The organism is Pantoea sp. NPDC088449, assembly GCF_044753225.1.
Lineage (GTDB): Bacteria > Pseudomonadota > Gammaproteobacteria > Enterobacterales > Enterobacteriaceae > Pantoea > Pantoea floridensis.
The window spans coordinates 1,655,924-1,680,095 of sequence record NZ_JBIVMT010000001.1; the positions used below are offsets into that span (position 1 = coordinate 1,655,924).

At 57.4% G+C, this 24,172-nt stretch carries 24 protein-coding genes; 3 read left to right on the plus strand and 21 right to left on the minus strand.

The window, feature by feature from the left end; all coding sequences use genetic code 11:
* The first annotated feature begins 62 nt into the window (after positions 1-62).
* Positions 63-2,651 (plus strand): ATP-binding protein, encoded by a 2,589-nt coding sequence (locus ACIP6T_RS07910; protein ID WP_400456268.1) that lies wholly within the window; start codon positions 63-65, stop codon positions 2,649-2,651.
* Here the strand turns inward: ACIP6T_RS07910 and phnE (ACIP6T_RS07915) are convergent.
* The 13 genes from phnE (ACIP6T_RS07915) to phnF form a co-directional block, all read right to left on the minus strand.
* Entirely contained in the window at positions 2,605-3,489 is an 885-nt protein-coding gene (phnE, locus tag ACIP6T_RS07915) for a phosphonate ABC transporter, permease protein PhnE (RefSeq protein WP_400456270.1), read from the minus strand. The two genes, ACIP6T_RS07910 and phnE (ACIP6T_RS07915), sit on opposite strands and share 47 nt — an antisense overlap.
* A complete protein-coding gene (gene phnE, locus ACIP6T_RS07920) occupies positions 3,486-4,349 on the minus strand; it encodes a phosphonate ABC transporter, permease protein PhnE (RefSeq protein WP_097096859.1) in 864 nt (287 codons plus the stop codon). Before phnE (ACIP6T_RS07920) ends, phnE (ACIP6T_RS07915) begins: the two co-directional genes overlap by 4 nt.
* An 83-nt stretch (positions 4,350-4,432) precedes the next feature.
* Positions 4,433-5,359, minus strand: a complete 927-nt coding sequence (gene phnD / locus ACIP6T_RS07925) for a phosphonate ABC transporter substrate-binding protein (RefSeq protein ID WP_097096858.1) — start codon at positions 5,357-5,359, stop codon at positions 4,433-4,435.
* Between the two features lie 26 nt (positions 5,360-5,385).
* Positions 5,386-6,216 (minus strand): phosphonate ABC transporter ATP-binding protein, encoded by an 831-nt coding sequence (phnC, locus tag ACIP6T_RS07930; RefSeq protein WP_345829181.1) that lies wholly within the window; start codon positions 6,214-6,216, stop codon positions 5,386-5,388.
* A 265-nt stretch (positions 6,217-6,481) separates the two neighbouring features.
* Positions 6,482-7,012: a ribose 1,5-bisphosphokinase gene (gene phnN, locus ACIP6T_RS07935; protein ID WP_345829180.1), complete on the minus strand. Its 531-nt coding sequence runs from the start codon at positions 7,010-7,012 to the stop codon at positions 6,482-6,484.
* Entirely contained in the window at positions 7,012-8,148 is a 1,137-nt protein-coding gene (gene phnM / locus ACIP6T_RS07940) for an alpha-D-ribose 1-methylphosphonate 5-triphosphate diphosphatase (protein ID WP_400456273.1), read from the minus strand. The genes phnN and phnM overlap by 1 nt, the downstream gene beginning before the upstream one ends.
* Positions 8,145-8,849: a phosphonate C-P lyase system protein PhnL gene (gene phnL, locus ACIP6T_RS07945; protein WP_400456275.1), complete on the minus strand. Its 705-nt coding sequence runs from the start codon at positions 8,847-8,849 to the stop codon at positions 8,145-8,147. The genes phnM and phnL overlap by 4 nt, the downstream gene beginning before the upstream one ends.
* Before the next feature lie 157 nt (positions 8,850-9,006).
* On the minus strand, positions 9,007-9,768 hold the full coding sequence (gene phnK / locus ACIP6T_RS07950; protein ID WP_097096853.1) for a phosphonate C-P lyase system protein PhnK: 762 nt from the start codon (positions 9,766-9,768) through the stop codon (positions 9,007-9,009).
* Positions 9,758-10,606 (minus strand): alpha-D-ribose 1-methylphosphonate 5-phosphate C-P-lyase PhnJ, encoded by an 849-nt coding sequence (locus ACIP6T_RS07955; protein WP_097096852.1) that lies wholly within the window; start codon positions 10,604-10,606, stop codon positions 9,758-9,760. Before ACIP6T_RS07955 ends, phnK begins: the two co-directional genes overlap by 11 nt.
* On the minus strand, positions 10,599-11,675 hold the full coding sequence (locus ACIP6T_RS07960; RefSeq protein ID WP_400456277.1) for a carbon-phosphorus lyase complex subunit PhnI: 1,077 nt from the start codon (positions 11,673-11,675) through the stop codon (positions 10,599-10,601). Before ACIP6T_RS07960 ends, ACIP6T_RS07955 begins: the two co-directional genes overlap by 8 nt.
* Positions 11,675-12,250: a phosphonate C-P lyase system protein PhnH gene (gene phnH, locus ACIP6T_RS07965; protein ID WP_097096850.1), complete on the minus strand. Its 576-nt coding sequence runs from the start codon at positions 12,248-12,250 to the stop codon at positions 11,675-11,677. Before phnH ends, ACIP6T_RS07960 begins: the two co-directional genes overlap by 1 nt.
* Positions 12,247-12,696 (minus strand): phosphonate C-P lyase system protein PhnG, encoded by a 450-nt coding sequence (phnG, locus tag ACIP6T_RS07970; protein ID WP_097096849.1) that lies wholly within the window; start codon positions 12,694-12,696, stop codon positions 12,247-12,249. The genes phnH and phnG overlap by 4 nt, the downstream gene beginning before the upstream one ends.
* Positions 12,693-13,409, minus strand: coding sequence for a phosphonate metabolism transcriptional regulator PhnF (gene phnF / locus ACIP6T_RS07975; RefSeq protein WP_400457107.1), 717 nt, complete (start codon positions 13,407-13,409; stop codon positions 12,693-12,695). The genes phnG and phnF overlap by 4 nt, the downstream gene beginning before the upstream one ends.
* 305 nt (positions 13,410-13,714) lie before the next feature.
* Between phnF and ACIP6T_RS07980 the strand changes: the two genes are divergently transcribed.
* Complete coding sequence (locus tag ACIP6T_RS07980) at positions 13,715-15,880, plus strand: putative bifunctional diguanylate cyclase/phosphodiesterase (RefSeq protein ID WP_400456278.1); 2,166 nt, start codon at positions 13,715-13,717, stop codon at positions 15,878-15,880.
* Positions 15,881-16,066: 186 nt separating this feature from the next.
* A complete protein-coding gene (locus tag ACIP6T_RS07985; RefSeq protein WP_400456280.1) occupies positions 16,067-16,519 on the plus strand; it encodes a transposase in 453 nt (150 codons plus the stop codon).
* Between the two features lie 72 nt (positions 16,520-16,591).
* Here ACIP6T_RS07985 and ACIP6T_RS07990 read toward each other — a convergent pair whose 3' ends face one another.
* The 8 genes from ACIP6T_RS07990 to flhD all read right to left on the minus strand — a co-directional run bounded on the left by ACIP6T_RS07990 (position 16,592) and on the right by flhD (position 24,057).
* Complete coding sequence (locus tag ACIP6T_RS07990) at positions 16,592-17,434, minus strand: oxidoreductase (RefSeq protein ID WP_400456282.1); 843 nt, start codon at positions 17,432-17,434, stop codon at positions 16,592-16,594.
* A 165-nt stretch (positions 17,435-17,599) separates the two neighbouring features.
* The gene (cbl, locus tag ACIP6T_RS07995) at positions 17,600-18,559 is read right to left on the minus strand and encodes an HTH-type transcriptional regulator Cbl (protein WP_008109354.1); all 960 of its coding nucleotides are present in this window, start codon (positions 18,557-18,559) and stop codon (positions 17,600-17,602) included.
* Between the two features lie 207 nt (positions 18,560-18,766).
* Positions 18,767-19,261, minus strand: a complete 495-nt coding sequence (locus tag ACIP6T_RS08000; RefSeq protein WP_097096844.1) for a chemotaxis protein CheW — start codon at positions 19,259-19,261, stop codon at positions 18,767-18,769.
* Positions 19,262-19,308: 47 nt separating this feature from the next.
* A complete protein-coding gene (gene cheA, locus ACIP6T_RS08005) occupies positions 19,309-21,240 on the minus strand; it encodes a chemotaxis protein CheA (protein ID WP_400456285.1) in 1,932 nt (643 codons plus the stop codon).
* Positions 21,227-22,144 carry a flagellar motor protein MotB gene (gene motB / locus ACIP6T_RS08010; protein ID WP_097096842.1) on the minus strand — a complete coding sequence of 306 codons (918 nt, stop codon included), beginning with the start codon at positions 22,142-22,144 and terminating at the stop codon, positions 21,227-21,229. The genes cheA and motB overlap by 14 nt, the downstream gene beginning before the upstream one ends.
* Entirely contained in the window at positions 22,141-23,040 is a 900-nt protein-coding gene (motA, locus tag ACIP6T_RS08015; protein WP_097096841.1) for a flagellar motor stator protein MotA, read from the minus strand. The genes motB and motA overlap by 4 nt, the downstream gene beginning before the upstream one ends.
* A gap of 83 nt (positions 23,041-23,123) precedes the next feature.
* Positions 23,124-23,702 carry a flagellar transcriptional regulator FlhC gene (flhC, locus tag ACIP6T_RS08020; RefSeq protein ID WP_097096840.1) on the minus strand — a complete coding sequence of 193 codons (579 nt, stop codon included), beginning with the start codon at positions 23,700-23,702 and terminating at the stop codon, positions 23,124-23,126.
* Positions 23,695-24,057: a flagellar transcriptional regulator FlhD gene (flhD, locus tag ACIP6T_RS08025; protein ID WP_097096839.1), complete on the minus strand. Its 363-nt coding sequence runs from the start codon at positions 24,055-24,057 to the stop codon at positions 23,695-23,697. Before flhD ends, flhC begins: the two co-directional genes overlap by 8 nt.
* Positions 24,058-24,172 lie beyond the last annotated feature (115 nt).

Here is a 24,172-nt window from a genome sequence, read left to right on the forward strand (position 1 = left end):
CATATTTCGCCCCGCTCGCGCTTCTATACTCGCCGGGAGTTGAGCGGTAAGAGGTGGCGAAAATGAGTCACGGTCTGCACTGGCACGCTGGCGCGCGTAGTCGCCTGCTGCTGTTTAACCTGCTGGTGATGTCGGTCACGCTGGCAGTCGGCCTGGTGGCGATTTTTGGATTTCGCCACGCCGGTCACATTCAGGAACAGGCACAGGCACAAACTCTGGCCGATATGAATGGCAGCCTGGCACTGGCGCGCGATACCGCCAATGTGGCGATTGCCTCAGTGCGCCTGTCGCAGGTGGTCGGCGCGCTGGAGTATCAGAGCGAGTCGGCTCGTTTGCAGCAAACCCAACGGGCGTTGCAGCAGTCGCTGACGCTGCTAGCCCACGCGCCGCTGGCCGCACAGCAACCGCAGCTGCTCACGCGGATTCGTGAACGCAGCCAGATGCTGGAACTGAGCATTAATCAACTGCTGCGTGAAGGTCATCAACGCCACTTGCAGCGCAACGTGATGCTAAGCGGCCTGTGGCAAGCGCAGCTGCTGCTTAATCGTATTGATCTCCTCACTCACGCCAATTCCCCTTCTGACGCGCTGCGTCAGCAAACCCACAGCCTGTTAAGCGTGGCGATTCAATCCACGGCGCCACAAGCGGCGGTGCAGCAGCTGCAAACGGTGCTGCGCCAGTGGCACGCGTTAGCATTGAGCGGCGTGTTAAATACTCAGGCACAACGGCTGATCGCGACCAGCAGCAGTTTGCTACCCGTGGCGCAGCAGCTTGAGCAGAGTGATATCGCTATCGCCTACGCCACCTACCGCATTAAAGCGCTGGTGGCGATGCTAAATGAAGACATTACCCATTACGTGCAGCTGGTGGCGCAGCAGAGCGATGCGCGCAGCGCAGTGACTCACGAGGAGCTGGATTCCATCATCGGCTTTATTGGCCTGTTTATGCTGCTGGCGCTGCTGATCACCGGTTACGCGGGTTACTACATTTACCGCAATCTCGGCTCCAGCCTGACGGCGATCGCCCACGCCATGACGCGGCTGGCACAGGGTGAAAAGAGCGTCAACGTACCCGGTCTGGCGCGGCGCGATGAGCTTGGCGATCTGGCGCGCGCCTTTAACGTGTTTGCGCGTAATACCGCCTCGCTGGCGCACACCTCGCGCCTGCTGAAAGAGAAAAGCAACCAGCTGGAATCCACCTTTCTGGCGATGCGCGACGGCTTTGCGCTGTTTGACAACAGCGGCCAGCTGGTGGTGTGGAATGCGCAATATGCCGAGCTGCTGGGTATCGCGCCGCGCGAACTGCATCGCGGCCTGCACTATCAGCAGCTGCTAACCCGCGTCAATATCCAGCTCAACGGGCTAGCGGATGCCCAGGAAGTGCGGCTGGATGATGGCCGCACGCTGGAGCTGCGTTTCAGCCCGGTGCCGCGTCGTGGCATGGTGAACACCGTGCTGGAGCGCACCACGCGCAAAGCGCTGGAAGAGGCGCTGCTGCACAGCCAGAAGATGAAAGCGGTTGGACAGCTAACCGGCGGACTGGCGCATGATTTCAATAATCTGCTGGCGGTGATCATTGGCAGCCTGGCGCTCACCGTCGATCAGCTGCCGCCCGGCACACTCGCCAACCGCATCGATCGTGCCCGTCAGGCGGCCGACCGTGCCGCACAATTAACGCAGCGCCTGCTGGCCTTCTCGCGCAAACAGGCGCTCTACCCGCGTGCGGTATCGGTGGTGGAGCTGGTAGACAATCTGCACTCGCTGTTGCAGCACGCGCTGTTACCGGGACAGCAGCTGGTGGTGGATGCACAGCGTCCCGGCTGGCCGGCGTGGATCGATGCCGGCCAGCTGGAAAATGCGTTGATGAATCTGGTGGTGAATGCGCGCGATGCCATGGAGCAACAAAGCGGAGAAATCCGTCTGCGCATCTGGAACCAGCGCAAGCAGGAAGCGGACGGCAAACGCGATCGCGTCACGATTGAGGTTATCGATCACGGTTGTGGCATGTCGACGGAGGTGCGTGAACAGGTGTTTGAGCCATTCTTTACCACCAAAGCGATCGGCAGCGGCAGCGGTTTGGGGTTATCGATGGTGTATGGCTTTGTGCGTCAGTCCGGCGGGCAGATAGAACTGGAAACCGCGCCGGGGCAAGGCACCACCGTGCGCCTGCTGCTGCCACGCGCGCCAGATACCGCGCAGCCGGTGGCGCTGCCGTCGGCCTTTACCCCGGAGATCAGCAGCGATCGGCTGGTATTGGTACTGGATGATGAACCCACGGTGCGGCAAACGTTGTGTGAACATCTGCATCAGCTCGGTTACCTGACGCTGGAGTGCGGTGACGGCGAAAGCGCGCTGGCACTGCTGCGCCAGACGCCAGATGTTGAGCTGCTGATCAGTGATTTGATGCTGCCGGGCGGGCTTAACGGCGCGGACGTGATTCGCCAGGCGCAGGCGCAGTGGCCGCATCTGGCGACAATCTTAATCAGCGGTCAGGATCTGCGTCAGACGCAGGTCACGCTGCCGCTGTGTGAGCGGCTGGCGAAACCCTGGCAGCAGGCGCAGTTGGTGCAGGTGCTGGAGCGCGCCTGGCAACGCAGTGCACGGCTTAATCGCGCGCGGCAGGCTGCCACAGCGGCACCCCTTTCCCGGTGATATAGCGTTTGCGCAGCTTGCTGGACACCACGTCCATGATCATCACCACCGCCACCAGGATAATGGTCAGGAACATCACGACATCCCAGTTCCATAGACGCATGTTCTCGGCATAAACCAGCCCCACACCGCCGGCGCCGACGAAACCGAGCACCGCCGCCGACCGCGTGTTGGACTCAATCTGATACAGGCTGAGCGCGAGAAAGGTCGGGAACGACTGGGTGAAGATGCCGTAGCGATGTTTTTGCAGGCTGTTAGCGCCCACCGCGCTAAGGCCGCGGCTCGGTGAACGCTCCACCGCTTCGTGCCCTTCGGCATACAGTTTGCCGAGCAGGCCAACGTCCTGAACCACAATCGCCAACACGCCCGCCAGCGGCCCCATGCCCACGGCGCGCACGAAGATCAGCCCCCAGATCGCCATGTCGATGCCGCGCAATACATCAAGCACGCGACGCACCACCAGTGAAATCGGCCGCGTCACGGGATCGTGCATCACGTTACGCGCCGCGAGGAACGAAACCGGCAGCGCAATCAGTGAGGCGGTTAGCGTACCGGAAAACACAATCGCCAGCGTAATCCCCACCTGGGTGAAGTAGTAGCCAAACGGCCAGTTGAGGAAATCCTGCCAGACAAACATGCGCAGGAAATAGCGGCTAAGCTGCTGGCAGCCGATGAGAAAGCGGCTCCATTCAATGCCAAAAAACTCAAAAAAGAACAGGTAGTAAAGCACGATAGCCAGTGCCACCAGCGCCACGCGACGCAAATAGCGCTGCTGAGCGGCAAACAGGGCGGCGTGCTCCTGTTTGAGTTTGGCGACATCCGGTGCCAGCGTAATCATTGCATCTCTCCTTCCACCACGCGGCGACGCAGCCAGCCAGACAAGGTATCCAGCAGCGAAACCACCACAATAATCAGCAGCAGCGTGATGCTGACCTGATCGTAACGATCGAGTTTTATATTGGTCATCAGCTCCTGGCCGATCCCGCCCGCGCCAACCAGGCCAAGAATGGTCGAGGAGCGGAAGTTAACTTCCAGACGCATAAAGCTGTAGGAGAGGAACGTCGGTTTAACCTGCGGCCAGAAGGCGAAGCGCATGCGCTGCAGTTTGCTGGCCCCGCAGGCAGCGAGGCCGCGCACCGGTTTATCCGAGGCGCTCTCAATCGCTTCGTAGAACAGTTTGGTCAAACTGCCGACGGTGTGCAGCGCCAGCGCGAGGAAGCCGGGAATGGCGCCAATGCCGAATGCCATAACAAACATCACCGCCCACGCCAGCTCCGGCATGGTGCGCAGGAAGGCGACAAAGGCGCGGATCGCGATGCGCAGGCTGCGCGGCGTTTGCGTATTATCGGCGGCGAAAAACGCCAGCACGGCGGCAATGCCTACCGCCACGATGGTGGACGACAGCGCCAGCTGTAAGGTTTCCCAGATCAGCGGCAGCTGGAAGTGCAGACGGTAGCCCCAATAGGCCAGCGAACCTTCGGTTTTGCCATCGGCAAACAGCAACGGCAGGTGCAGCACCGGCAGGGTTGCGCCGATGTAATCAAAGAAGTGTGGCAACGATTGCCAGACGGTGAGCAGATTGAATTCCGCCATCTTGCCCGCGGCCAGATAGAGCGCCAGCAACAGCAGCGACCACAGCAGCGAGTCGCGCTTTTGCTGGCGGCGGATGCGTTGGTAGTAGTGTTCGAAATCGGTCAAGAGGGAGATTCCTGTGTAACCCGGTCGCCATGAATGGCGACCCTACATTGTAGGGTGCGCATTAATGCGCACCGTTTTATCGCTTACCCGCGCGAACCCTTCATCAAATCACGCTTCATATCGATAATGTTCTGATAATCCGCCACGGTTGCCGGGCCGATGTGCTGGGTTCCGCCCACCGCTTTAACAAAGCAGCCGTGATCGTCTTTATCCAGTTTCTTGATGGTGGCCACCACCTTCGCTTTGAAATCAGCGGGCAGGTTGTTGCTCACCAGAATGGGGCCGTTCGGGATCAGCGGCGACTGCCAGATAATGCGGATCTGCTTCATCAGGTCCGGATGATCCATACGAATCAGGCGACCAAACGCACCGGAGGTATAGCCGCTTTCACGGTCGCCAATCAGCGATGTCCAGGTTACCGCGCCATCAAACTGGCCGTTGAGCACGCCGAGAATGTCCTGCTCGTGGCCGCCGGAGAAGGTGACGCTGGAGAAGGTGTTGTTGTACTTATCATCAACCGTGCCGCCAAACTCTTTCTTGAATGCCTGATTCGGCATCAGGAAGCCTGAGGTGGAATCGGGATCGGCCATGCCGAACGATTTGCCCTTCAGGTCTTCCAGTTTTTTGTACGGGCTGTCGGCTTTGACGATCACCACCGAGTGATAACCCTGTGAACCGTCTTTGTCATCCACCACAATGCCGACTATATCTACCGCTTTCGGGTTCTGCAGGTAAACCGAGGCGTAAGAAGCAGGCGACATGCTCAACACCAGATCAATCTTGTTGCCCAGCAGGCCCTGAATCACGCCGGAGTAATCTGAGGAGTTGCGCAGTTTGGTATCCACCTGCAGCTCCTTGTCGAAGAAATCTTTCACACACTGGTTATCGCCAATCTGCTGTGTGGCGTTCTGGCCGCCGAGAATACCGAGGTTCAGTTCTTTTGGTGCATCCGCTGCGTTAACGCCAAAAGCCATCGCCATAGTCAGTAAAGCTAAAGAGGTCAGTTTCATTGGTGGTTGTTCTCTTGCCGTGGAAGTTAGTGGAGCTGGTTAATTTCGTCGCCGTACAGCTCATGCATCAGGCCGTCGGTCAACTGGGAAGGATGTCCATCAAACAGCACTTTGCCGCGCTGAATGCCGATAACACGCGTGCAGTAGCTTTGCACCAGTTCGATTGAGTGCAGGTTGACCATCACGCTGATGCCCTGCTCGCTCACCTGGCGCAGCACGTCCATGATGCGTTTGGTATTTTTCGGATCGAGTGACGCTACCGGCTCATCCGCCAGCAGGATGCGCGGGTTCTGCATCAGCGCCCGGCAAATCGCCACGCGTTGCATCTGGCCACCGGAGAGGTTTTCTGCACGCTGTAGCGCCTGCGGCAGCATGTTCATCCACTGCAGCAGTTCAATGGCGCGAGCGCGGTCGGTTTCGGAAAAGACTTTGAAGAACGATTTCAGCGTTGAAGTCTGGCTTAAACGCCCGAGCAGCACATTGGTGATCACATCAAGGCGCGGCACCAGACAGAAATCCTGGAAAATCATGCCGCATTCGCTGCGCCATTCACGCATCTGGCGGCTGTTCAGCGTCACCACATCGCGATCCACTTCGCCCTGACGATTGCTGAGAATCGCGCCCTGTGAGGCGCTGATGGTGCCGTTCAGCATATGCAGCAGCGTCGATTTGCCTGCGCCTGAGCGACCAATCACGGCCACCAGCTCGCCCGCATGCAGATCGAAGCTGACGTTATCCAGCACCTTGTTAGCGCCGTACGCTTTACACAATCCTTGCACCGACAGCACCTTGTTGCCCTGCCCGGTGATGGGCGGGAACGGATTGTCGACGACGGTTTTCAGTAATGCCTGTGCCATGATGCACTCCATCTCTGCTGAGTGGTTGATTGCCCGCTATTACGGGCAAATCGCATGAAAGCTTGATGACAGTAAAGTGATTAAACGGTGACAGCGTGGTACGGACGCGAAAAATGCACATTGGCCCGTCGTAGGGTCGCCATTTATGGCGACCTGCCGCGTCGGTGTGTATTAGGTCGCCATAAATGGCGCCCCTACAAAATCACGTGCCCGGTGTCGTAGGGTCGCCATTTATGGCGACCTGGTGCGGCGGTGTGTATTACGGTCAATCAGCCAACAATTGCCGCAAATGCTCAAGCGTATCGCGCAATTCACCATCGTTATTCAGCGCATAGCAGTGTGCCGGCAGCGGTTCGGCCGCACGCGCCAGACGTTTTGCGATCTCAACGTCTGACTCCCGCCCGCGCTGCCGCAGCCGCTTCGCCAGCACTTCCGGCGACACCTGCAACACCAGCGGCAGCAGCTGCGTACCATAGTGCTGCTGCACTATCGGCAGATGCAGGCGCGAACCGTTGACCAGCACGTTAAGACCGCGCGCCAGCCACAGATCGATCTCCTCGCCCAGCCCATAATGCAGACCGTGCGCCTGCCAGCTCACGGCAAACAGCCCCAGCGCTTCACGTCGCCGGAACTCCGCCTCGCTCAGCGCCACATGATTCTCGCCGCCGGCATCGGCTGCGCGCGTGATGTAGCGATGGGCGATCAACAGATTATCCGGCGGTGCCTCACGCAGCGCGTTCAGCAGGCTATCTTTGCCCGCGCCCGAAGGCCCGGTCAGCCAGATGAGGCGCGCCATCAGAACACCAACTTGCCTTGCGACCAGACGTGGCGAATGTGTGAATGGCCATGATCGGTATGCGCCAGTACTAAATCGGCGCGCAGCCCTTCGGCGATGCGCCCGCGATCGTGCAGGCCAATCGCCTGCGCCGGATTGCACGTCACCAGCGCCGCCGCCTGCGGCAGCGTCAGGGTATTGCGTTCATCGGCGACCAAACGGAACACCGCGTCGAGCAAACTGGCGGGATAGTAGTCGGAGGAGAGAATATCCAGCAGGCCGTGGCTGGCGAGTTCCGCCGCCGCTACATTGCCGGAGTGCGATCCGCCGCGCACGATATTCGGTGCGCCCATCAACACCTGCATGCCACATTCACGCGAGGCGCGCGCTGCTTCCCGCGTGGTGGGAAATTCGGCGATGGCGCTGCCAACATCGTGTGACTCAGCCACATGCGCCGCGGTGGCGTCATCGTGGCTGGCCAGCGGAATGCCGCGCGAACGACACAAACTGGAGATGGCGTTGCGGTTCGGCGTCGAGAACTCAGCGGCCAGCGCCAGCTGTTCGCGTTCAAACTGATCCATCTGCGCGTCGCTGAGCTGATATTTGCCCTGATAATAGGTGCGATACATCTCCAGCGAGGCGTACTGACGCTGGCCCGGCGAGTGATCCATCAGCGACACCAGCGACAGCTCCGGCGTGTTCATCAGCGCCTCAAACAGCGGCAGCGTGGTGTTGTGCGGCAGCTCGCAGCGCAGATGCAAATGGTGATCGGCGCGGTTAATCCCTTTGCGATTGCTGTCCTGAATCGCGTCGATCATCTTTGTCAGATTATCCAGACGATGGCCGCCATCGCGCACGTCGCCAACGCCAATCGCATCCAGCACCGTGGTAATGCCGCTGGCGACCATCAGCGCATCGTGGCTGCTCATTGCCGAGTGCGCGGGCCAATCGACTTTCGGTCGCGGCGTGAAGAATTTATCGAGATTGTCCGTGTGCAACTCTACCAGGCCCGGCAGCAGAAAGGCGTTTTCGCCATCCAGCGCGCCCGCCAGCTGGCTACGACTGTCGCTGAAACTGGCAATGCACCCGTCGCGGATCTCCAGCGATCCGGCCACCACTTCCTGCTCCAGCACCAGCCGGACGTTGTTAATAATCATGCTTCTGCTCCTGTGTTCACTGGCTGCATGACGTGCAGGCGATCGGCGACGCGTGCACGCACCGCTTCGTCATGGAAAATACCGACAATGGCGGCACCGCGGGCGCGGGCCTGTTCAATCAGTTCCACCACCGCGGCGCTGTTGGCGCTATCCAGCGAGGCGGTCGGCTCATCCAGCAGCAGCACCGGATAGTCGGCGATAAAACCGCGCGCGATATTGACGCGCTGCTGTTCGCCACCGGAGAAAGTGGACGGCGCCAGTGACCACAAACGCTCCGGCACGTTGAGGCGCGTCAGCAGCTCTTTGGCGCGCTTTTCGCAGAAGGCACGCTCGGTACCGCGCTCCAGCAGCGGCTGCATGACGATCTCCAGCGTCGGCACGCGTGGAATGACACGCAGAAACTGGCTGACCCAGCCGATGGTATGGCAGCGAATCGCCAGAATCTGGCGCGCGGGGGCATTAGCCATGTCGATCCATTCGCCCTGATGTTGCAGCCAGATATGCCCGCTGTTGGCCTGATAGTTGCCGTATAGCGCGCGCAGCAGCGTGGATTTTCCGCTGCCCGAACGGCCATGTAACACCACGCATTCGCCGCCGCTGACGTCAAGATTGGCATCCTGCAACACCGGCAGCGCGGCGCTGCTCTGGTTGTGCAGCACAAAAGTTTTGCTGAGTTGCTCTACGCGCAATAAAGGTTGCATGTTGATGTCCTGATGTTGGTTGGTCGCCATAAATGGCGACCCTACAAGGCGTTACGGTTACATTTGGATATCGTGAGTTCGCCATAAATGGCGACCCTACATATGGCACGTCGTAGGGTCGCCATTTATGGCGACCCTATTGATGACCGCGTCGTGGTTAACTCAACACCGACGAAACCAATAGTTGGGTATACGGATGATGCGGATCGTCCAGCACGCGATCCGTCAACCCGCTCTCCACCACGCGGCCCTGCTTCATCACCAGCAGACGATGCGCCAGCAAACGCGCCACGCCGAGATCGTGGGTGACAATCACCACCGCCAGATTCAGCTCGCGCACCAGCGTGCGCAGCAGATCCAGCAGGCGCGCCTGCACCGACACATCTAAACCACCGGTCGGCTCATCCATAAACACCAGCGTCGGCTGCGTCACCAGGTTGCGCGCAATCTGCAAGCGCTGCTGCATACCGCCGGAGAAAGTGGTGGGCAGATCGTCGATGCGGTTGGCGGGGATTTCGACATCCTGCAGCCAGCGCATCGCCTCTTTACGGATATCGCCATAGTGGCGATTGCCCACCGCCATCAGGCGTTCACCGATGTTGCCGCCCGCCGTCACCTGCGGACGCAAGCCATCCAGCGGATGCTGATGCACCACGCCCCATTCGGTGCGCAGCAGGCGGCGGCGATCGCTCTCGCTCAGCTGATAAAGATCCTGCGCACGGTAAAGAATGTTGCCCTGCTGCGGGGCTAACCGCGCCGACAGGCTGCGCAGCAGCGTGGTTTTGCCCGAACCGGATTCCCCGACAATGCCTAACACTTCGCCAGGATAGAGCTCAAAACTCACCTCTTCAAAACCTTTGCCTGGCGCATAAAGATGCGTCAGATTGTTGACCGCAAGCAGCGGCTGTTCACTGTGCATGCTGTTGTTCCTGCTGCTGGTGGCAAAAATCGGTATCGGAGCAGACAAACATGCGCGTACCGGCGTCATCCATCACCACCTCGTCGAGGTAGCTGTGGCGCGAACCGCACAGCGCGCAGGGTTCATCCCACTGCTGCACGCTGAACGGGTGATCGTCGAAGTCGAGGCTTTCCACTTTGGTAAACGGCGGCAGCGCATAGATGCGTTTTTCACGTCCGGCACCAAACAGCTGCAGCGCCGGCATCATGTGCATCTTGGGGTTGTCGAATTTGGGGATCGGTGACGGATCCATCACGTAGCGATCGTTGACCTTCACCGGGTAGGCATAGGTGGTGGCGATGTGGCCGTAGCGGGCAATATCTTCATACAGTTTCACCTGCATGATGCCGTACTCCTCCAGCGCGTGCATGGTGCGGGTTTCGGTCTCGCGCGGCTCAATAAAACGCAGCGGTTCCGGGATTGGCACCTGGAAAATCAGGATCTGATCCTCTTCCAGCGGCGTTTCGGGAATGCGGTGCCGCGTCTGAATCAGCGTGGCATCAACCGTACGTTCGGTGGTTGCCGCGCCGCTGACGCGCTGAAAGAAGCGACGAATCGATACCGCGTTGGTGGTGTCATCGGCGCCCTGATCGATCACCTTCAGCACATCGGCATCGCCAATGATGCTGGCGGTGATCTGAATGCCGCCGGTGCCCCAGCCATACGGCATCGGCATTTCACGTCCGGCAAACGGCACCTGATAACCGGGAATCGCTACTGCTTTTAATATTGCGCGGCGGATGGTGCGTTTGGTTTGTTCATCCAGATAACCGTTGTTGTAGCCGGTTAACTCACTCATGATTCTGCTCCTGATGCTGTTGGCGCAGCCGTTTCAGCAGCTCAAGCTCCGCCTGGAAATCGACGTAGTGCGGCAGTTTTAAGTGCGAGACAAAGCCCGCCGCTTCCACGTTGTCGGCATGCGACAGCACAAACTCTTCGTCCTGCGCTGGACCGGCAATCCGTTCGTTATACTCCGGTGCCTGCAGCGCACGATCCACCAGCGCCATCGCCATCGCTTTGCGCTCCGAGCGACCAAACACCAGGCCATAACCGCGCGTGAAGTGCGGCGCGCTGGCGGTTTCGGTGGTGAAGCCGTTCACCATCTCGCATTCGGTCAGCAGGATTTCGCCTATCTCGATGTCAAAGCCCAGCTCTTCCGGGCAGATAGAGACGCTGAGATAGCCGGTGCGAATTTCGCCGGCGAACGGATGGTTGCGACCGTAGCCGCGCTGCGTCGAGTAGCCGAGCGCCAGCAAGAAGCCTTCGTCGCCGCGCACCAGCTGTTGCAGGCGTGCCGCACGCGTGGCGGGATAACCGGGCGGTTCACGCGTGATGTCGCACGGCTCGCTGCCGTCATCCTCTTCGCGCGCCGCCAATCCTTCATGGGTCATCATGCTGAACACGTGCGGGCAACGTTCGGGTAGCGCCTGATCGTCACGCTGCGCCGCCGGCGTTTCACCATTGGCCAGCAGGGTGAAATCGAGCAGGCGATGGCTGTAATCGTAGGTGGGACCCAGCACCTGGCCGCCCGGCAGATCTTTGTAGACGGCGGAGATGCGGCGCTCAAGGCGCATCTCATCGGTTTCCAGCGCCAGGCTATCGGCGAGGCGCGGCAGCGTGGTGCGATAGGCGCGCAGCAGGAAAATCGCTTCCACTAAATCGCCGCTCGCCTGTTTGATGGCTAAGGCCGCCAGCTGCGGATCATAGATGCCGCCTTCGGTCATCACGCGATCGACCGCTAAACCGAGCTGTTGCGCCAGCTGGTCGCACTGCAACTCCGGCAGCGCGCGGTCGCCCCGCCGCAAATCGGCCTGTAGCTCATGGGCGCTGGCAATCGCCTTCTCGCCCCCTTTAACCGCAACGTACATCAGCACACCTCCACGTCGGTGGTGCGTGGCAGCGCCATCATCGCTTCACCGCAGGTGAAAATCAGATCCACGCCCTGCGGGAAAGGATGCGGACGCTCGCGCAGGTAGTGCAGAATCGCCTCCGGCAGCTGCGGTGCAATGGCGCGCGGTTCACGTAAACCTGGGCCCGAGAGGCGCAGCGTCAAACCGCCGCTCAATGATGGCACCTCAACAATCAGCGTGGTGCTCTTCTCTGGCGACATATTGTCGCCAGACGCAAACAGTGCCGGATCGGGATTGGCCGCCGCATGCGTCAAGGCGAACGGTGCATCGCGCTCAGCGACAATCGGCACGCCGGTATGAAAGCGCAGGTTGCTGCGCACCACCTCGTTATCGATACGACCATCGAGCCACAGTGCGCTCTCCTGATCGACCAGCGTCAACAGCACCGCCGTGGCCGCCGGCGACAGATCGCCCCAGCCCTGCTGTAACGGTAGCGACACCAGCACGCCCGGCTCGCTCATCGCTTTGAGGATGCGGCGGAAGGCGCGCTGTGCATCGGCAACCGGATGGTTAAAACTTGCCAGTAATGTCATGAGTTATCTCCGCGAACCAGCGTAAAGAAATCCACTTTGGAGCTGGCGATTTCCCGCGCGCGCAGCTGACGCTGCTCTTCACGCAATGCCGCCAGCGGGGCAATCACTTTTTCCTGTAACAGCGCCTGGGTTTCCGGCTGTTGCAGCAGTGCATCGATTAACGCGCAGCGCTCGGCGTGGGATTTATCGCGCCCCAGCACGTAGCTAAAACCGAGCGTGCCGTCGTGCAGTTTCACCACCGCGCGCGTTACCGTGGCATCGCCCATGACGAAGCGCTTGCCGCTGCCGCCCATACGCGCCTGCAGGCGGGTTAATCCGGTTTCCGCCGGACGCACGCGCTCAAAATCCGGGCTTAAGTGCAGCGGCTGCCAGTGCGCATTCAGGCTGCTGGCTTCGCTGTGGGCCAGCACCGAAAGCCAGTGCTGGCGGGCTGTTTGCTGTTTCATTCGTGCTCCAGAGTCAGTTCAATCATGTCGCCGCGCGTCAGGCTAACGGAGTATTCCGCCACCTTGCCGTCGTGGTGCTTATTCAGGGTGCGCACACACAGCAGCGGCGACTGCAGGGCAATCTCCAGCTGTTTGCACTCTTTCGCCTGTGCGCGGCGAGTACTAATGCGGGTTTGACTGCGCGTCAGGCTTAAGCCCAGCTGCTGCTGCATAAAGTCATGCAGCGAACCGCTGTGAAACTGCTGCAGCGTGGGCCACCAGCTGAGATCGGCGAGGAAGTGATTAATCACGCAAACCGCAACACCATTAACGCGGCGCAGCGTGCGCAGATGGATAACGTTGTCACCCTCACTGATGCCCAGCGCGCTGGCCACATCGCCGCTGGCCGGACGCATTACCGCCAGCAAACGCTCGCTGGTGGGATGACTGCCCTGCTCCATCAGGTTTTGGCTAAAGCGCGCCTGTGCGTGCAGCGGATAATCGTAAGGACGCATCAGCACCAAAATGCCCACGCCGTGACGCCGTTGCAGCAGGCCTTTATTGACTAGCTCATCGACCGCGCGGCGCAAGGTGTGGCGATTGACTTCGTAGTGGTCCGCCAACTGCTGCTCGGAAGGCAAATAATCGCCGCAGCGATAGCGCTCCTGCAGCGCCTGCTCCAGCTGGGCGGCAACGGCCTGGTACACAGTGGTCGGATGTCTGGATATCTCCATCACGCTCAATACCTCATGTGGTTGAGGAGTGCAGCGACGCTCGCTGCGGGATGGCGATTACATTGCGGGCGGTAGATGACAGCGCCGTGACGGCTCAATGACGCAAAGATGAATTTGCTTTACGGCAGGAGGAACGCGGGACAAAGCGGGTTAATTCAATAAACTATCTTTAACTGTTTCCTTTGTGACCATATTCAAAAAATTTGCGTCCATTTTCACTGACTTATCGCTTCCCTTACTCCGTGCAGCCTGGGTAAGTTCTGCTAAGTTAAAAGATGAACCCTTCTTGTCAGGCGAATCTCAAAATGATTAACGCATTAAAACTATCGGATGGTTTTCGCCGTAACTTTGTCCGTGAAGTTATTTTGCCGCTGATGGCTATTTTACTCCTGACCTTTGCCGGCGCGGGGATAGGTCTGTTCTGGGGGACCTCGCTCACCAACAATGAAGCACGCGATCAGCAGCAGCGTATGATTGAGGCTTCCTTCGCGCAAAGTCTCAGTGAGCATCTGCGCCAGCTGCGCAGCCTGACGCGCTGGTCACCGCTGGCCGATCAGCTGGCGTTAGCGCATCCCGACCAAAGCTGGCTGACGCAAAATGTCGGCGGCTGGCTGTATGACATGTTTGACCACCAGCTGGTGATCTTACTGGATCGCGATAATCAGCTGGTTAATGTCTGGCGCAACGGCCAACCGGTGCCCGATAAGCGCGTGGGTCCCTATTTGCACGAGATGCTGCAGAGTCCGCTGGTGCTCAGCAGCGATGTGGCGGCGGGTCCTGCCGATCGCGCTGATTTTGTGCGCATCGGTCAACGCGCCGCCGCGCTGGCGGTGGGTGACATCAGCAGCACGAAACAGGCGGGACGCTATCGTCTGGTGAGCATTAAATTTCTTGATGATGGCTATTTGCGTAATCTCTCCGATCGCAGCCAGCTGCGGCAGCTGCACTTTAGCGACACTGAACCGGCGGGAAAAACCAAAGCGCGCTACCTGCTCAATTCCCAGCAGGGCAATCCCGTCGGCTATCTTAGCTGGCAGCCGGACAAACCGGGCGCTCAGATGCTGCGCACCCTCGGTCCTTCAACGCTGCTGTCGGTGATGTTAATCACGCTGCTGTGCCTGTTTATGGTACGGCGTATCTGGACCTCGTCGCTGAAACTGTCGCAGTCGTTATTGCAACTGGGCGCCAGTGAAGCGCAGGCACAGCATCTGGCGTTTCATGATGTGCTGACCGGTTTACCGAATCGTTCGCTGGTGGAAGATCGTTTAACCCAGGCGCTGGCGCTGGCCGGACGCCACGACCAGCGCGTGGCGCTGCTGCTGCTGGATCTGGATCGTTTTAAAAACATCAATGATACCTACGGTCATCACGCGGGCGACGAAATGATCATGGAGGTGGCGCGCCGTCTCAACGACATCGTGCGCGCCAGCGATACGGTCGGTCGTATAGGCGGCGACGAGTTCATTATTGTCATGCCGGATGTTGAGAATATTGGCCAGGTGCAATCGCTGGCGAACCGCATCATTGCTCGCCTCAGCGAGCCATATCAATGGGTGGGCAGTGAATTATGGGTCGGCGTAAGCGTCGGTCTGGCGCTGGCACCGAAGGATGGCATCGATCGGCTTGAGCTGATGCGTAAAGCGGATATCGCGCTGTATGAAGCGAAAAATCACGGACGCGGCCAGTATCGTCAGTTTGAAAAAGTGATGGATGAATCGCTGCGCACGCGCCAGCGAATGGCGGCGGATTTGCGTCAGGCGTTGGTGAAATGTGACGGTTTGGCGGTGTGGTATCAGCCGCTGATGGATATCAGCGGCCAGCGCGTGGTAGGCCTTGAGGCGCTGCTGCGCTGGCATCACGCCGAACGAGGCGATGTCTCACCGGGTGATTTCATTGCCATTGCCGAAGAGACCGGCATGATTATTCCGCTTGGCGAGTGGGTGCTACGTGAAGCCTGTAAAACCGCGCTCAGGCTGCCCGATATCGTTGTGGCGGTGAATGTTTCACCGGTACAGTTTCGCGCCAGCAATTTTGTTGAGCGCATTGTTGAAATTGTGCGGGAAGAAGGTGCCGATCCCACACATATGGAGCTGGAGATCACTGAAGGTGTGCTGATTGAGGATGAACATGAAGCGCGCAATAGCATTATCGCGCTGCGCGAAGCCGGTTTCCGCATTGCGCTGGATGATTTTGGTACCGGTTATTCCAGCCTCAATTACCTCAGCACCTTCCCGGTGGATAAGATCAAAATCGACCGTTCATTTACGCAGTCGCTCGGTGTGGCGCAGAACTCCACCGCGATTGTTGAATCGGTGGTGCGGTTGGGCCACGCCATGGGCTTAACGGTCACCGCCGAAGGGGTTGAAACCGAAGGGCAAAAGAATGCGCTGGCTGATGCAGGCTGCAACCAGCTGCAGGGGTATTTGTTCAGCCACGCCGTGCCGTTCGAAGAGATAGAGAAAATGGTGTGATCGCCAGAATACCAGGTCGCCATAAATGGCGCCCCTACGGTCTCGGTGTAGGGTCGTCATTTATGGCGACCTGAATAACCGCTCCACGCGCAATAAATTAACTCTGAATACGTCCCTCAAAATTAAACAACCTTCATCGCCTTCTCGCCGCAAATAAAATAATATTATGTCGGCAAGGAGGCCATGATGAAGAACCGTAAATATCCACGCTTGAAAAATCATGATTACCGCACCAACGGCGCCTATTTCATCACCCTGGTTTGCCATCGCCGCGCACCTTTATTTGGCCTATTCATCGCAACAGAATTCTGCCTCACGCCGATTGGGGATTATGCCATTAAAGCCTGGCAGGCCTTATCACAACGCGATACCGCGATAACTCTTGATGCCTTTGTCCTGATGCCGAATCACCTGCATGGCATTATTTGGCTAAATGAAAGCACACATCGGTCCCTGCTGAATATTGTTAATTGGTTTAAAGCGGAGATAACGCGTGAAACTGGGATAAAGGTATGGCAGCGCAGCTTTTATGATCGCGTGATTCGGGATGAGCACGAATTACTGAACATCCGCAGATATATTGAAGAGAATCCCATGAAATGGGAACTGGACAGGTTGTATGTATCTGGAAAACCGTAAGGTCGCCATTCATGGCGACCACATTACCAGGTGCGCATAAATGCGCACCCTACAAGCAACACAGAGATCTGTTTACGATGGAAAATCCGTCTCAATCGAGGTTTGTTTCCACGCTTCGATCTGCGTCAGGCGCTCTTTCAATTTATTGGTCACCGCATCGTAACCCCATGCGCCCATCACCAGATGGCGCGGTGGATTGGCGTGTTCGGTGATGGCGATCATCGCACTGGCTGCACGAGCCGGATCGCCCGCCTGGGTGCCGCTGTATTCCGAGGTGGATTTCATGCGCGCTGCTGCGGTTTCAGCATATTCCGGCAGCTTGCTGGGGGTTTGATGCAGCGAGCGACCGGCCCAATCGGTGCGGAACGGGCCAGGTTCGACGCAGGTAACGTGAATGCCCAGCGGTGCGGTTTCTAGCGCCAGCGAGTCAGACCACCCTTCCACCGCATGTTTGCTCGCCGAATAGTAGCCCGAGCTGGCGAAGCCAATAAAACCAGCGACCGAGGTGATATTGATGATATGGCCGCTACGCGCTTTGCGCATGGCAGGCAGCACCGCACGGGTTAGCGCGAACAGGCCAAACACGTTGGCATCAAACTGGGCGCGAATCTCTTTCTCTTCACCCTCTTCCACCGAACTTTGATACCCGTAACCGGCGTTATTAACCAGCACATCAACGCTACCGAATTTCGCCAGCGCTGCGTTCACGGCCTGTTCGATGCTGGCCTGATCGGTGACATCCAGCGCCAGAGCCAGCGCGTTATCGCGTCCGCTCACCAGATCCTGCACTTTTGATACATCACGTGCGGTGACAACCGTGTTGAAGCCGCGCGCGATGGTCTGCTGCGCCAGCTCGCGACCAAAACCAGTTGAACAGCCTGAAATGAACCAAACTGGCGTAGTTGCTGAAGCCATAGTAACGTCCCCTTCAATGTGAATAGGCCCAATGAAACCTCACCGGGCAAAGAGAGTAACTATGGCAAACCCGGTCAAGGGTGATTAGCGATGCGTGCGCCATGAACAGGCCGCAGGGCCTGATTCCCTCTCCGGCCAGCCGGAGAGGGTGAGGGAAAAGTACAATCAGATCTGGAAATCGATGGCCGGTTCGTTCTCGGTTTCGTAGGAGAGCGCCTGACGTTTGATCTCCTCCAGCGACAGATTAGCGTTACACAGCTCGAGGAACTGCCACACGTAGTTGCGCTGTAGTTGTCCGCGCTTCAGTCCCAGCCATACGGTATTGGCATCGAAAAGATGGTGCGTATCGATTTTTACCAGATCTTCGCCTTCGTAAATATCACACGCCTGATCGGCGAGAATACCCACGCCAAGGCCCAGCTCAACGTAGGTTTTCACCACGTCGGAATCCTGCGCGCTGAGCACGATATCCGGCCTGAGTCCTGCCGCCTGGAAGGCACGATCGACGCGCGAACGGCCGGTAATGCCCTGACGATAGGTGATCAGCGGATAGCGGCTAAGGCTGGCAAGCGTCACCGGCTGATGCTGCAGCAGCTCGTGATCGTGCGGCACCAGCAGCGAATGATGCCAGCTGAACCAGGGAAACGCTGCGAGGCTGCTGTTGTTCACCAACTGCTCGGAGGCAATACCGATATCGGCTTCACCGGCCAGCAGCATAGCGACAATCTCCTGCGGCGACCCCTGATTCAGCTCGAGACGCACGTTCGGATAGAGCTGTCGAAACGCTTTAATCACGCGCGGCAAACTGTAACGCGCCTGGGTATGGGTGGTAGCGATAGTCAGCACGCCGCTGGTTTCATTGGTAAACACATCCGCTAAACGGCGTACTTTGCCCGCCTCATCAAGGATGCGTTCAGCAATGGTCAACAACGCTTTGCCCGGCTCGGTCATGCCAAGGAGTCGCTTGCCACGACGAATAAAAATTTCCACGCCCAGCTCATCTTCCAGATCGCGAATATGGCGGCTTACCCCGGATTGGGAAGTAAACAGCGTATTCGCCACTTCAGTCAGGTTGAACTCGCAACGGGCCGCTTCACGTATAATTTTAAGTTGCTGGAAATTCACACCCTTTTCTCCTGATTCCTGCCCCTGTTTCGTCCATGTTATGAAGTTGGTGTGATTGCAACAAATAATAAAAAACGGTGTGTTATGCGGAATAGTAATAAGGGAAGGCGATGGGAGGTGAATAGCTGACAGGCATTACGCAGGGTAGCGGCGCACGGCATTGCGCCATAAATTGCGCCGCTACAGCGTAAGTAATGAACGTGTGACTTAGCGTGGCTGGCCGTCGACGAGGGAATCCATCAATTCCATCTCTTCGCGACTCAGCAGTTTACCAATGTTAACCAGGATGATCATGCGGGTGTCGATCACGCCAAGGCCCAGCAGATAATCACTGGAAAGCACCGAGGTGAAGTCGGGTGTAGGTCTGATCTGATCGGCTTCCAGTGACAGCACGTCCACCACGCCATCCACCACGATGCCCACAATGCGATCGCCAAAGTTCAGGACAATCACCACCGTGTCTTTATCATCTTCCGTAACGGGCAAATGAAAACGCAAACGTAAATCGATGATTGGCACGATGACGCCGCGCAGATTGGTCACGCCGGTAATAAAATCTGGCGAGTTGGGGATACGCGTGGCGCGATCGCAACCGCGTATCTCCTGTACCTTGAGAATATCAATGCCATACTCTTCGTCGCCGAGACGGAAAACTAAATACTCTTGCGCCACGGCGTCTTTGTTGGCCAGGGAAACTGACATGCTAAAACTCCTTCCACACCCGCGCGTTGGCGCGCGAGCGTTTGCTGCTAATCGTTAAGGGTCGAAAGCTCAACCACATCCAGAATCAGTGCCACGCTGCCGTCACCAAGAATCGTCGCGGCCGATACGCCTTTCACTTTGCGGTAGTTCTGCTCAAGGTTTTTCACCACCACCTGTTGCTGGCCGAGTAGTTGATCGACCCACAGCGCATAGCGGACGCCCGCGCTCTGCACAATCACCACAATGCCATCGTCGCTGTGCGCGTCGCCATTGACCGCGAAGCGCTGGCGCAACAGCACCAGCGGCAGATACTCACCGCGCACCTGCAATAGGCGCTCTTCACCGACAAAGCGGCAGATCATCTCTTCTTTCGGCTGCAGGGATTCCATGACGGCGCCCAGCGGCAGCACATAGATTTCATCGGCCACTTTCACCAGCATGCCGTCGAGAATGGCCAGCGTCAGCGGCAGGAAAATGCTGATCGTGCTGCCTTCCCCGGTGCGGGAGTGAATATCCACATGGCCGCCCATCGACAGAATATTTCGCCGCACCACGTCCATGCCCACCCCGCGTCCTGAGACATCGGTGACGCTTTCGGCCGTAGAGAAACCGGCAGCAAAAATCAGCATCCACACGTCGTCATCACTGATCGTTTCGCTGACGTTCATCCCTTGCGAGCGCGCCTTAGCAAGGATTTTTTCACGGTTCAGGCCAGCACCGTCGTCCGTCACTTTTATCACGATGTTGCCACCGTGATGTTCCGCCGAAAGCGTTAAATTGCCGCACGCCGGTTTGCCTTTCGCCAGACGTTCTTCGGGAGATTCGATACCGTGATCGAGACTGTTACGCACCAGATGCGTCAGCGGATCGATAATGCGTTCAATCAGGCTCTTATCCAGTTCGGCCGATCCGCCTTTTAGCGTCAACTCCACCTGCTTATTGAGGCGCGACCCCAAATCGTGCACCAGGCGCGGGAAGCGGCTGAACACGTAATCCATCGGCATCATGCGGATCGACATCACCGATTCCTGCAGCTCACGCGTATTCCGCTCCATCTGCGCCACGCAGTTTTGCAACCTGTCGTAGCTGCCGGGCTCGAGCGAATTGGTGAGCTGTGACAACATCGCCTGGGTGATGATCAGCTCGCCAACCTGATTGATGATCTGGTCAACTTTACTGACCGCCACGCGAATGCTGCTTGATTCCTGATTCGCCGCACGCGGCGCAGCGGCAGCAACTGCTGGCGCAGGTTTTTCTGCCACCACCGGAGGCGGTGCGATAACGGGCGCTGGCGCGCTCACTTCCGCTGCCGCTGTCGATTCAATCAGGATCTGCGTGTCGTCCAGCACAAAGCAGAGCACCGCCGAGATCTCCTCGGCGGTGACGCTGGTGAGCAGATCCACGGTCATGCTGTTGCCGAGGCTTTCCACCTGCATGATTGTGCCAAGATGCTGCAGCTCTTCACGTAGCAGTGTCTGTTCACGCGGCTCAACCGCGCTAAGGGTAACGCGTAAAAGCGATTCATCACCGCTCTGCGCCGGAACGGGGCTGGCAGCGACCGCCGCCGCCGCGGGTGGCGTTACCGGCTCGCCCTGCTCCAGCAAGGCAATCTCACGCAGCGCCTGACAAATATAGTGAAAACTCGCCTCATCGGGCTCCTGCGAAGACTGATACGCTTCCAGCTGCGCTTGCATAATGTCTTTACTTTCCAGAAACAGGTTAATGTGGTTACGGTTGAGCATCAGCTTGCCGCTGCGCGCCTCGTCCAGCAGGTTTTCCAGCAGATGGGTGGTTTGCTGCAGCGCACTGAAGCCAAACGTGCCCGCGCCGCCTTTCAGCGAGTGGGCCGCGCGGAAAATCGCGTTAAGCTGCTCTTTGTCCGGCGAAGCCAGATCCAGCTGGAGCAGATGCTGCTCCATATCCGCCAGCAGCTCTTCCGCCTCACTGAAGAAAATCTGCGAAAAATCATTCACGTCCATCGGTGTAACCCTGAACCTCTTTCAGCTGAGCGCCGTTAATTTCTGCCATTTCCGGCACCTCGGGTACCGGCTGCACGCTGCGGGTTTCGCTACGGATCGCCTGCTCTTTACTGCGGCTCAACACCAGAATACTGATGCGGCGATTGCGTGGATCGTCTGGTGCCACATCCTCTAACGGCAAGTGGCTGGCATTGCCGATGACGCGCAGGAAGCGTTCATCACTCAATCCGGCGCTCACCAGCACACGACGAACCGCATTGGCACGGCCGGTGGAGAGCTCCCAATTGCTATAGCCGCCGACGCCGCCCGAATACGGCAGTGAATCGGTGTGACCGGTCAGACTGATCTTGTTAGGCAGCTCATTCAGCAACGGCACCAGCGCTTGCAGGATGCCGTTCATATAGGATTCCGGTATTTCGCTACCAATCTTAAACATCGGTCGATTTTGCGAATCGGTAATCTGGATCAGCAGCCCATCGTTGGTAAGGGTGAGCAAAATATTGGATTTGAAGTTGTTCAGCCGCGGATCGGTTTGAATCATCTGCTGCAGCTTTTTCTTCGCCTGTCGCAGACTTTCCAGCGCCTGCTGGCGGCTCACCGCATCCATTTGCTTTTTAAAGACTTCGCCATCTTTTTTAACCAGATCGTCACCGCCGCCGGGGATCACGCTGTCGCTCAGGCTGGTTTTATTGCCTTGCGCCAGGGCGGGTTTTAACGGCACGCGAAAGTAATCGGCTATCTGCTCACGCTGCGTGGGATCGGATTGCGACAGCAGCCACATCACTAAAAAGAACGCCATCATGGCGGTCATAAAGTCGGCGTAAGCGATCTTCCAGGTGCCGCCATGGTGCGCGTGTTTATGCTTCTTGCGCTTGCGGACAATAATCGGCGTATCTTTTTTCATGCGGCAGCTGCATCCGAGGGTTTGGATTTCAGGCTGGCGTTCGATTTCACTTCGCGCACGTGCTCTTCCAGCTCTTCAAAAGAGGGACGTTCGCTGGTGTAAATGGTCTTACGGCCAAATTCCACCGCAATCTGCGGCGCGTAACCGTTCAGGCTGGAGAGCAGCGTGACTTTGATGCACTGCAAAATCTTCACCTGATCGCTACTTTTCTGGCGCAGCAGCGTGGCCAGCGGCAGAACAAAGCCGTAAGCAATCAGAATACCGAGGAAGGTCCCCACCAGCGCGTGGGCAATCAGCATGCCCAGCTCAGCAGCAGGACGATCGGCTGCGGCCAGCGCGTTCACCACGCCCATTACCGCCGCGACAATACCAAAAGCCGGAAACGCATCGCCGACGTTATTCAGGCTCTGCGCCGGGACTTCCAGCTCCTCTTCACAGGTTTCGATCTCTTCGTCCATCAACGCTTCGATCTCATGCGAATTCATGCTGCCGCCAATCATCAGGCGGAAGTAGTCCATGACGAAGTTGCTGAGCATCGGATCGCTCATCAGACGTGGATAGGCGCTGAGAATCTCGCTGTTCTGCGGATCTTCAATATCCTTCTCCAGCGTCATCAGGCCATGCACGCGGCTTTTGGTCAGCAGCAAAAACAGCATCGCCATCAGATCCATGTAGACCGCTTTGTTATAACGTCGACCTACGAAGAGCCTGGCAACCGCGCGACCGGTAGATTTGAGGGATTTAACGTTGTTACCAACAATGAAGGCGCCAACGCCAGCACCACCAATAATCAGCAGTTCTAGCGGCTGGAACAGGGCGGCAAGTTCACCGCCGGAGAGCACAAAACCACCAAAGACAGTGAAGATAACCACAAGATAGCCAATGATAACTAACACAACTTCTCCTTTCTGATTTTATCTCCGGCGCGGTAAAACCACGCCGGCTACTTGCCATCTTGTTAGCCGCACCTGTCAGGGGATCAGGCGTTTACCAACATAAAGTTGCTGGCAGCCAGCGGGCTCGACTCGCTAGCAAAATTCACCTGAGACTTCTTAAATGCACGCGATGGCGGACTACACAAACTGCACGTGAACGGATTTTTGATAAATTCCGTGGTCACAATAAAACCGCCCTGACATACGCTGCAGGCTTTACGCGAAATAATGCCGCAATCAATAAAGCGTAATAATGTCCAGGCACGCGTCAGCCCCAGTACCGGTTTATCACCCTCTCGTGATGGGCACTGTTCCAGATATAAACGATACGTTTTCATCAGCGTCTGGATGGACGGTGCCTTCTCGGTACTTTTTAAATAGAGGTAGATGTTATAAAACATCGACGAATGTATATTTTGTTCCCAGGACATAAACCAGTCTTCTGAGAACGGCAGCATCCCTTTCGGTGGCGGGCAGCCGCGTAACTCTTTATATAAGCGCAACAGGCGACGACGGCTTAATGAGGTTTCCGTTTCCAGAATCTGCATACGCGCGCCGAGGGTAATCAGCTCCATCGCAATATTTACTTCGTGTACTTCTTGCAGCAGGCTTTTCTCACACATTCCAGACACCTCGCTCTGCAACTTCTGCCGGTGCTTCACTGAGTGAATTAAGCAAATTGGTTGAAAGAATGATGCCAGTATGAATTTGCTGCAGTGCTTCTATACGCGAATCCTTGGTTAGGTTTTCGATGACCACTTCATCATCAACACGAAGTCGGCATATAAATTGATTGGTTGCCGCCAACTTCATTAACTGCGGCAGTGACAACTCTTTTAAGTTATCCATAGTTCCCTCGGATAATCCCAGGCGGAAACCAGCAGCAAACTTATCCTGACGGATTATCTGCTGAGCAAGCAGTAGATATGACAAATTGATATCATGGATGTGTTGAAGATATTCATCGAAATTAGACACTGAGTAACACCTCAAAGTTTATTAATCATAAACAGGTAAAATCAAAAAGGTGATCATTGTTATCAGCTGGAAATTCGCATCTCTGCAACACCGCTCGTTCACATTTATTTCACAC